Consider the following 9,754-nt stretch of genomic DNA (forward strand, 5'->3'; position numbering starts at 1 on the left):
GCGGGCTCCTCCGCCGCGCGGTCGCCGCGGTCGCGGCCGTGCGCGGCGTCAGCCTCGCCGTCCGGCCGGGCGAGACGGTCGCGCTGGTCGGCGGGTCGGGCTCCGGCAAGACCACGCTCGGCCGTGCCCTGCTCGGCCTGGTGCCGCTCGCCGCCGGCGAACTCCGCTTCCGCGGCCGCCCCATGGACTGGTCCGACCGCGCGGCGCGGCAGCGCTTCCGGCTCGACTGCCAGCTCGTGTTCCAGGACCCCCACGCCTCGCTCGATCCGCGCATGCGCGTGGCCGAGATCGTCGAGGAGCCGCTGAAGCTGGCCGCGGGGCTGGACCGGGCCGAACGGCTGCGCCGTGTCGCCGCCATGCTCGAGGAGGTCGGGCTCGCGGGCTACGGCACGCGCTTCCCGCACGCGCTCTCCGGCGGACAGCGCCAGCGGGTCGCGATCGCGCGGGCGCTGGTGCGGGATCCCGCCTTCGTGGTCGCCGACGAGCCGGTCTCGGCCCTCGACATGACGATCCAGAAGCAGGTTCTCGAGCTGTTCGCCCGGCTCCAGCGCGAGCGCGGCTTCGCCTGCCTGTTCGTCTCGCACGATCTCGGCGCGGTGGCGCGGATCGCCGACCGGATCGCGGTGATGCAGGACGGCCGCATCGTCGAGGAGGGGCCGCGCGATGCGATCCTGGACACGCCGCAGCACCCCTATACGCGCGCCCTGCTGGAGGCCTCGCCGCGCTTCGAGGCGCTGGCCGCCTGAACGGCTTTCCATCGCCATCCCGGTCTGCGAGATGTAGGCTGGGCGGGCAGGACCGGGGATCAGGACGATGGCCGTCAGGCCGGAGAAGCAGCGTCAGGCGGAGGGGATGGCGGACCTTCAGGGCATGAGCTTCGAGGAGGCGCTTGCCGAGCTCGAGGGGATCGTCGGCCGGCTCGAGGCAGGCAAGGGCTCGCTCGAGGAGGCGATCCGCGCCTATGAGCGGGGCGATGCGCTGCGCCGGCACTGCGCGGCCAAGCTGGCCGAGGCGCAGGCCAAGGTCAGCCGGATCGTCGAGACCGGCGGCACGGCCTCGGGCACCGAGCCCCTCGATACCGACGCATGACGGTGCCGGTCGCGCTCGAGGGCCGCCTCGGTGCCGCCATGGCCGGGGCCGCCGCCGAGGTCGAGGCGATGCTCGACCGGCTCCTGCCGCAGGGCGAGGATGCGCAGTCGCGCCTCTACCGCGCGATGCGCTACGCCGCCCTCGGCGGCGGCAAGCGCATCCGCGCCTTCCTGGTGCTGGAGACCGCGGCGCTGTTCAACGTCGCCCGGCTCTGCGCGCTGCGCGTCGCCGCGGCGGTGGAGATGCTGCACGCCTACTCGCTGGTGCACGACGATCTGCCGGCGATGGACGACGACGATCTCCGCCGCGGCAAGCCTTCCTGCCACCGCGCGTTCGACGAGGCGACCGCGATCCTCGCCGGCGATGCGCTCCAGGCGCTGGCCTTCGAGGTGCTGGCCGAGCCCGACACCCACAGCGACCCGGCCGTGCGCTGCACGCTGGTGGCGACGCTCGGCCAGGCCGCCGGCGCGCGCGGCATGGCCGGCGGGCAGATGATCGACCTCCTGGCCGAGAACGCGCCGCTCACCGAGCACGAGGTGACGCGGCTGCAGATGCTCAAGACCGGCCGGCTGATCACCTGGTGCTGCGAGGCGGGGGCCATCCTGGGCAAGGCGCCGCCTCAGCAGCGCCAGGCGCTCGCGCATTACGGCCGCGATCTCGGGCTCGCCTTCCAGATCGCGGACGATATCCTTGACGAGACCGGCACCAGGGAACAAATCGGAAAGACGCCCCGCAAGGACGCCGCGGCCGGCAAGGCCACGCTGGTGTCGCTGATGGGGCTTTCGCGGGCCGAGGCGCATATGCGGTTCCTCGCGGACCAGGCCACCATCCATCTGCTGACGTTCGAGGACAAGGCGGATTTGCTGCGCGACCTCGTCTCCTATGTCATCACACGGCGGGCGTGAGAGCATGACCCCACAGGCCGTCAAGCCGATGCTGGACCGGGTGCACCTGCCCGCCGACCTGCGCAACTTCTCGGTAGCCCAGCTCAAGCAGCTCGCCGACGAGCTCCGCCGCGAGACGATCGAGGCGGTCTCCATCACCGGCGGGCATCTCGGTGCCTCGCTCGGCGTGGTCGAGCTGACGGTCGCCCTGCACCACGTCTTCGACACGCCGAACGACCGGCTGATCTGGGATGTCGGGCACCAGGCCTATCCGCACAAGATCCTGACCGGGCGGCGCGACCGCATCCGCACCCTGCGCCAGGGCGGCGGGCTCTCCGGCTTCACCCGCCGTTCCGAGAGCGAGTACGACCCGTTCGGCGCGGCGCATTCCTCGACCTCGATTTCGGCCGGGCTCGGGATGGCGGTGGCGCGCGACCTGAAGGGCGACCACCGGCACGTCATCGCCGTGATCGGCGACGGCGCGATGAGCGCCGGCATGGCCTACGAGGCGATGAACAACGCGGGCGCCTCGAAGTCCCGGCTGATCGTCATCCTCAACGACAACGACATGTCGATCGCGCCGCCCGTCGGCGCGATGAGCGCCTATCTCTCGCGCCTGCTCTCGGGCCGTTCCTACACCGGATTGCGCGAGGCGGCCGCGCGCATGGCGCGCCGCTTCCCCAAGCCCCTCGAGCGCACGGCCAAGCGCGCCGAGGAGATCGCGCGCACCATCCTGACGGGCGGGACGCTGTTCGAGCTGCTCGGCTTCTACTATGTCGGCCCGATCGACGGCCACAATCTCGACCATCTGCTGCCGGTGCTGCGCAACGTGCGCGAGGCGGAGGAGACGGTCGGTCCGATCCTCGTCCACGTCGTGACGCAGAAGGGCAAGGGATACGCGCCGGCCGAGGCCTCCGCCGACAAGTATCACGGCGTCTCCACCTTCAACGTGGTCACCGGCGAGCAGACGAAGGGCGCGGCCGGGCCGCCCTCCTACACCAAGGTCTTCGCCAATGCCCTGATCGCCGAGGCCCAGGCCGACCCGCGCATCGTCGCCGTCACCGCGGCGATGCCGGCCGGCACCGGCCTCGACGCCTTCGCCAAGCGCTTCCCGCATCGCTGCTTCGATGTCGGCATCGCCGAGCAGCATGCCGTCACCTTCGCCGCCGGCATGGCGTGCGAGGGCATGAAGCCGTTCGTCGCGATCTACTCGACGTTCCTGCAGCGCGCCTACGACCAGGTGGTGCACGACGTCGCGATCCAGAACCTGCCGGTGCGCTTCGCGATGGACCGGGCCGGGCTGGTGGGCGCGGACGGGGCGACGCATGCCGGCAGCTTCGACATCGCCTATCTCGGCTGCCTGCCGAACATGGTCCTGATGGCGGCGGCCGACGAGGCGGAGCTCGTGCACATGGTGGCGACCGCAGCGGCCTATGACGCCGGGCCGATCGGCTTCCGCTATCCGCGCGGCGAAGGCGTGGGCGTGGCCCTGCCCGAGCGCGGCGAGGTGCTGCCGATCGGCAGGGGCCGCGTCCTGCGCGAGGGCACCAAGGTGGCGCTGCTGTCCTACGGCGCGCGGCTCGGCGAGTGCCTGAAGGCGGCCGACGAGCTGGCCGCGCGCGGGTTGTCGACGACGGTCGCGGATGCGCGCTTCGCCAAGCCGCTCGACCGCGCCCTCGTGCATCGCCTGGCGCGCGAGCACGAGGTGCTGGTCACGATCGAGGAGGGCTCGATCGGCGGCTTCGGCAGTTTCGTGCTGCACGACCTCGCCCATGCCGGGCTGCTGGACAGCGGCGCGAAGGTGCGGCCGATGGTGCTGCCCGACCTCTTCATCGACCACGACAAGCCGCATGCGCAGTACGAGAAGGCCGGGCTGAACGCGCGGCACATCGTCGCCACCGCCCTCGGTGCGCTCGGCATGACGGACGCGACGGCGCAGCCGGCCAGGGCCTAAGAAAACCTGGGGGGACGACGGTCGTCCCCCCCAGCCCCCCTCCGGAGATCGCGCCCGCGGCCCGATCGACGCGGGGTGGGGGGGCCTTGCGGCCCGCCACGGCCTTCTGTTCCCTGAGCCGATGGACATCGACCTCGATCGCCGCGCCCTGTGCAACCGCATCGACCGCCTGATCGAGCCGTGGCGCGGCGACGCCATGCCGGGCGTCACCGTCGGCGTGGTCCAGGGCGGCGCCCTGGTCGCCCACCGCCACGCGGGGATGGCGAACCTCGAGCTCGGCGTGCCGATCGGCGCGCAGACCTGCTTCCGCATCGCCTCGGTGAGCAAGCAGTTCACCTGTGCCGCCGCACTGCTGCTCGCCGAGCGCGGCCTGCTCGACATCGATGCGCCGGTGCGCAGCCTGCTGCCCGACCTGCCCGCAGCGTACGAGGCCGTCACCATCGCGCACCTGATGCACAACACGAGCGGCATCCGCGACATGCTGGAGATCCTGCGCCTGGGCGGCGCCGATCTCGGCACGCCGGTCACGACCGCCGATCTGCTCGCCGGCATCCGCCGCCAGCGCAGGCTGAACTTCGAGCCCGGCACGCGCTACCTCTACAGCAACAGCAACTTCCTGCTGCTTGGCCTGATCGTCGAGAAACTCGCCGGCGCCCCGCTCGCCGTGGTGCTGGAGCGCGAGATCTTCGCCCCGCTGGGGATGACCTCGACCCGGCACGTGCCCGACCCGCAGACACCGATCGGGAACCTCGCCACCGGCTATGTCGTGCGGGACGGCAGCCTCGTCCGCGCCGCGCACGCCTTCCCTCTCGGCGGCGAGGGCGGGCTCGTCTCCTCGGTCGTCGATCTCGCGATCTGGGCCGCGAATGCCCGTTCCGGGCTCGTTCCGAGCCCCGGCGTGATCGCCGCCCTGGAGCGCGCGACGCCGTTCCGCAACGGCGCCGCGAACCACTATGCGCGCGGGCTGAGGCTGCGCAGCTATCGCGGCGTGCCGACGGTCAGCCACGGCGGGCTCTGGCCCGGCTACCGCGCCGAGTTCCTGCGTGCGCCGCGGCAGGACGCGGCCGTGATCGTGATCGCGAACCATGGCGGCATCGACCCGGGCGAGATCGCCCATCGGGTGCTGGACATCGTGCTGGACCGGCGCGGCGCCGTACCCGCGCCGAAACCTCCTCCGCGGCACGAGGTGGCGGGGCTCGCCGGGCGCTACATGGATCCGGACACGGGCGCGACGCTCGACATCGAGGTCGCCGAGGACGGCACGGTGACATTCGTCGCCAACGGCCTGGCGGCGGTCGCCGAGGCGACCGAGGATGGGCGGCTCGGCGTGCCGCGCAGCGGCGTGCCGATCACCGTGCGCGGAGCAGGGCCGGATGCGGTGGAGGTCGAGCGCGATGCCGGCGTGACCGGGATCTGGCGGCGCGTGCCGTCGGGCGCGACGCTGCCGGCCGACCTGCCCGGAACCTATGTCAGCGACGAGATGGCGGCGCGCTGGACCATCGCGCGCGACGGCACCGGCATGAGCGTGTGCGCGCACGGGCCTGTCGTGCGCGGGCCGGCCTGGCCGGTGGAGCCGATCACCGCGGAGGACGTGCGCGTGCACATCCCCGCGACGGTCGCGCGGGCCTGGCTCGACGTGCGCGTGCAGCGCGATGCCGCCGGCGCGATCAGCGCGCTGATCGTGCATGGCGGGCGCGTCAAGTCGGTCCGCTACGCACGCGAGGGGGCGGGCTGATCACGCCAGGACCGCGCGCGCCGCCCTGAGATCCTCGAGCGTCGGATCCGCCCCCTCGGCGATCAGCCGGTCGAGCATCGCGGCGAGGCGCGGCGCGGCGGCGCGATCCTCGCGCACCGCCATCGCCAGCGCCCGCAAGGCCCACAGCCCGGCCCCGCGCGCCGCCGCATGTGCGGCGATCGTCTCCGCGGACTCCTCGGGCGCCAGCCCCGCCGCCCGGCGCGCGGCCAGCGCCAGTCGTGCGATCTCCGGCGAGTAGAGGGCGACACCCGTCGCGGCCGCGATCCGCGCTCCCTCCTCCAGGAGCGCCAGCGCCGCGTGCGGCCGGCCCTCCTCCAGTCGGCACTCCGCCGCCAGGGCCAAGGCGCAGGGCACGAGCTGCAACGCGCCGGTCGCGCGATAGGACGCCACGGCCTCCTCGATGCGCTCGCCGCGCTCCGACGCCGCGGCCTCGATCGCCGCCGCCCCCACCACCGCGCACCAGGCGGACCAGTAGGGGAAGCCGTGCTGGGCGGAGATGCGAACCACCTCCTCGCTGCGCGCCGCGGCTCCGCCGCGGTCGCGCGCGATCAGCCGGCGCAGCGCATCCACCGCCAGCACATGGGCGAGCGTGTGCGGATGCGCGATCCGCCGCGCCAGCGCCTCCGCCTCGGCCGCATGCGTGTCCGAGGCGGCGAAATGCCCGCCGATCATCTCGCTCCACGAGAGATGCGCGAGCACCACGCCCGCCGGATCCGAGCCGTAGGCGAAACGGTGATGCTCGTGCCGCGCGGGATCGTAGCGCGCCACCACCTCGGCGAGATGCCGCTCGGCCTCCGCGTGCTCGCCGCGCAGCAGATGCGCAAGCCCGAGCACGCGGTGCACCTGGATCAGCCGGTCCTCGTCACCGGCGATGCCGAGCATCCGCTGGCCGAGCGAGAGCGCGCGCGGGATGTCGCCGCGCACCATCGAGTAGGTGTTCAGCCCCCAGAGTGCCGCGAACATCGCCGGATGGTCGGTCTCGCCGATCGTCTCCAGAATCGTCACGGCCTCGGCATAGGCGGCCTCGAGCTCGGGCGCGGCATTGCCCCTGACCGCGAGCTCCTGCCCGCCGATGCGGATGAGCAGTTCCGCCCGGCGCAGCGATTGCGGCCCGCCCGGCAGGCGCCGCACCAGCCCCTCGGCATGGCGCAGCAGCCTGAGCGCATCCGCGTTCGCCGACTGCGTCGCCGCGCGGTCGCCGGCGCGCGTCCACCAGGTGATCGCCTCGTCGATCTCGCCCGCCGCCTCGAGGTGCTGCGCGGGCAGTTCCGGCCGCGCCTCGACCAGCGGGCGGAACTCGGCGAGCAGCAGCCCGGCGACGCGGGCGTGCACCGCGCGGCGGCGCGCGCGCAGCAGCGAGTGGTAGGCCGCGTCGCGCACCAGCGCATGGCGGAAGGCGTGCGTCGCGCCCTGGGCCGCGGTCTCCAGCACCAGCCCGGCCGCGACCAGCGCCTCGACCGCCCCGGCGACCGTCGCCTCGTCGAGTTCGAGCACGCGCGCAAGCAGCGGGATGCCGAACTCGCGTCCGATCACCGCCGCGACCTGCGCCACCGGCCGCGCCTCGCCGAGGGCGTCGAGCCGGGCGAGCAGCGAGTCGTTGAGCGAGGAGGTGCGCGAGAGGATCTCCGCCCCGCGCCCCTGCGCCTTCGCCTCGCGCCAGAGCTGCACGAGCTCTTCGGCGAACAGCGGATTGCCCTCGGCGCGGTCGGCGATCAGCGTGCGTGCCGCGGGGTCCAGCGTGCCCTCGGGATCCAGGTTGGCGATCAGCCCCTCGATCGCGCCGGCGGGCAGCGGATCGAGTGCCAGCGTGCCGTCACGGCCGAGCGCGGCAGGCGGCTCGAAACCCTGCGGCCGGGCCGTCAGCACGAGCAGCACCGGCAGCCGGCGCGCCTCCTCGGCGAGTGCCGCGATCACCGCGCGCGAGGCATCGTCGGCCCAGTGTGCATCCTCGACCACCAGCGTGGCGGGCCGGCGCGCTCCTGCCGTCCGCACCAGCGCCAGCACGGCGGCGGCGACGCGCCGCAGACGCTCCGCCGCGCCGACGCCGGGCAGGGCGGGCAGCGGCGCCTGCGGATCGATCAGGGGGCGCAACAGCGTCGCCGCCTCGGGCTCGAACGCCGCCTCGCGCGCGACCGCCGCGAGCCGCGCGGCCGGGTCGGCCGTCCCGAGCACCCCGCGCACCAGGTCGCGCACCGGCAGAAGCGGGTTGGTCGCTCCCTCGGGCTGGCAGAAGGCGGCATGCCACAGCCCGCCCGTCGCCGCCACGGTGCGCCTCAGATGCCCGACCAGCGCCGACTTGCCGATGCCGGGCTCGCCCACCAGCGCGAGCGCCGAGCCGCGGCCCGCGGCCGCGTCGCGCCAGCGCGCATCCAGCGCGGCCTGCTCCTGCGCGCGCCCGTACAGCCGGTCGGCGCGCAGCGGCCGCGTCCGGCCGGCACCGGCAACCGGGCCGATCACCCGGAACAGCGCGACGCGCGTGGTGTGGCCCGGCGCCTCCATCTCGCCGGCCGGCACCATCGCGAAGCGGTGCGCGATCAGCGCGTGCACCGCGGCCGTGGTGACGATGCTGTCCGGCTCGGCGCGCGTCTGCAGCCGCGCGGCGAGATTGGGCGCGTCGCCGACGATGTCGGCCTCGGCGCGCGGGTCATGCGCGCCGAGACGGCCGACCACGACGATGCCGGTCTCGACCCCGATGCGCACGGAGATGCGCTGGCCCTGCGCAAGTCCGGCCGCGTTCAGCGCATCGAGCGCGTCGAGCACGGCGAGGCAGCCCGAGACGGCGCGCGCGGTGTCGTCCTCGCGCGCGCGCGGGAAGCCCCAGTAGGCGAGGATGCCGTCGCCGAGGAAGCGCGCGATGTAGCCGCCATGCGCCTCGATCGCGGCACCCGCGGCGCGCCGGTAGGCGACGATCAGTTCGCTCATGTCCTCGGGGTCGAGCATGGCGGCGAGCCGGCTCGAGCCCACCATGTCGATGAACGCGACCGTCACCTGGCGCCGCTCGGCCTCGTCCTGCGGCAGCCAGGCCGAGCCCGCCTGCGGGCCGAAGGCGGTGGGGAGGTCGGTGCTCATCCGTTCGATGTGATCCGGGTCACACGCCCACTCTTCGCGCACCCTTAAGCGTGACGCCGGGTGACGTGACGGCCTCGTCGTTCCCGGCCCGGAGCGACGGATCGACAGGCCGTCGGGGCCGGACCAGGATGGTGCCGCATCCATGCGGGCCGGGCCAGGGGGGATCGCGTCGCGATGGACGACGACAGTGTCAGACTGCCGGCCGTGCCGGATCTCGGCGCCGGGGTGCGGATCGATCCGCACGTCCTGCACGACATCCTGCGCGGCGACGGGCGTGGCCGGCGGAACTGGATCGCCGAACTCGCGGACCCCGCCGAGGCCGGGCGGAAGGTCGCCATGCTGGGCGCGCGGCGCCAGCGCGGTCGCTTCCAGGCCGAGCTCGTGATCGAGCGCGGCGAGGATGCCCGCCGACCGCTGAACGAGCTGTTCCGCGAAGCCGGGGCCGAGCTGCGCGCCCTGCGTGCGCCGCGACCGGTCGCCCCGCCGCCGCCGGCACGTGCGCGTGCGGCCACCGTGCTGCCGAAGGATGCCTGGTTTCCCGAGGGCGTGGCCGGGCTCGACGGCGCCGGCATCGCGCTCGGCGTGGTCGATTTCGGCTTCCGCTTCGATCACGTTGCGTTCCGGCGGCCGGACGGCTCGCCGCGCATCGCCTGGCTCTGGGACCAGAACGCGCCGGGCGGCGGTCCGGAGCCGCTCGATACGGTGCCCGGGCACGGCTTCGCCGCCGGCTACGGCGTGGCGTACGGCCGCGCCGAGATCGCGCGCTGGTGCGCCACCGGCAGCAGCCCCTACGACCCGCAGGCCAACTACTACGACCCCGCGCTGCTGGCCGCCGGGCTGCACGGGACGCATGTCGCCTCGCTCGCCGCGGGCTCGCCCTTCCCGGTCGCGGATGCGGACGGCGCGGCGCGCACGCTCTGCGGCGTCGCGCCGGGGGCGGATCTCTATCTCGTCCAGCTCGGCGTGACGCGGACCGACTTCCTCGAACCGGCCGTGCCCGCC

The 9,754-nt window shown here is 74.1% G+C and carries 7 protein-coding genes; 6 read left to right on the plus strand and 1 reads right to left on the minus strand.

Features of this window, described 5'->3' with window-relative positions:
• The 5 genes from FK498_RS14295 to FK498_RS14315 all read left to right on the plus strand — a co-directional run.
• A partial coding sequence (locus FK498_RS14295; protein ID WP_141855660.1) for an ATP-binding cassette domain-containing protein occupies positions 1-746 on the plus strand: 746 nt, incomplete at its 5' end.
• 67 nt (positions 747-813) lie between these two features.
• Positions 814-1,089 carry an exodeoxyribonuclease VII small subunit gene (locus FK498_RS14300; protein ID WP_237560955.1) on the plus strand — a complete coding sequence of 92 codons (276 nt, stop codon included), beginning with the start codon at positions 814-816 and terminating at the stop codon, positions 1,087-1,089.
• Positions 1,086-1,994: a polyprenyl synthetase family protein gene (locus FK498_RS14305; RefSeq protein WP_141855661.1), complete on the plus strand. Its 909-nt coding sequence runs from the start codon at positions 1,086-1,088 to the stop codon at positions 1,992-1,994. The genes FK498_RS14300 and FK498_RS14305 overlap by 4 nt, the downstream gene beginning before the upstream one ends.
• A 4-nt stretch (positions 1,995-1,998) precedes the next feature.
• On the plus strand, positions 1,999-3,927 hold the full coding sequence (dxs, locus tag FK498_RS14310) for a 1-deoxy-D-xylulose-5-phosphate synthase (protein WP_141855662.1): 1,929 nt from the start codon (positions 1,999-2,001) through the stop codon (positions 3,925-3,927).
• A 121-nt stretch (positions 3,928-4,048) separates the two neighbouring features.
• Positions 4,049-5,662, plus strand: coding sequence for a serine hydrolase (locus FK498_RS14315; RefSeq protein ID WP_141855664.1), 1,614 nt, complete (start codon positions 4,049-4,051; stop codon positions 5,660-5,662).
• Here the strand turns inward: FK498_RS14315 and FK498_RS14320 are convergent, their stop codons facing one another.
• Positions 5,663-8,752: an AAA family ATPase gene (locus tag FK498_RS14320; protein WP_161988424.1), complete on the minus strand. Its 3,090-nt coding sequence runs from the start codon at positions 8,750-8,752 to the stop codon at positions 5,663-5,665. It abuts the gene before it with no gap.
• Between the two features lie 174 nt (positions 8,753-8,926).
• Between FK498_RS14320 and FK498_RS14325 the strand changes: the two genes are divergently transcribed.
• A partial coding sequence (locus FK498_RS14325; protein ID WP_141855666.1) for a S8 family serine peptidase occupies positions 8,927-9,754 on the plus strand: 828 nt, incomplete at its 3' end.

This window comes from Elioraea sp. Yellowstone, assembly GCF_006704265.1.
Taxonomy (GTDB): domain Bacteria; phylum Pseudomonadota; class Alphaproteobacteria; order Acetobacterales; family Acetobacteraceae; genus Elioraea.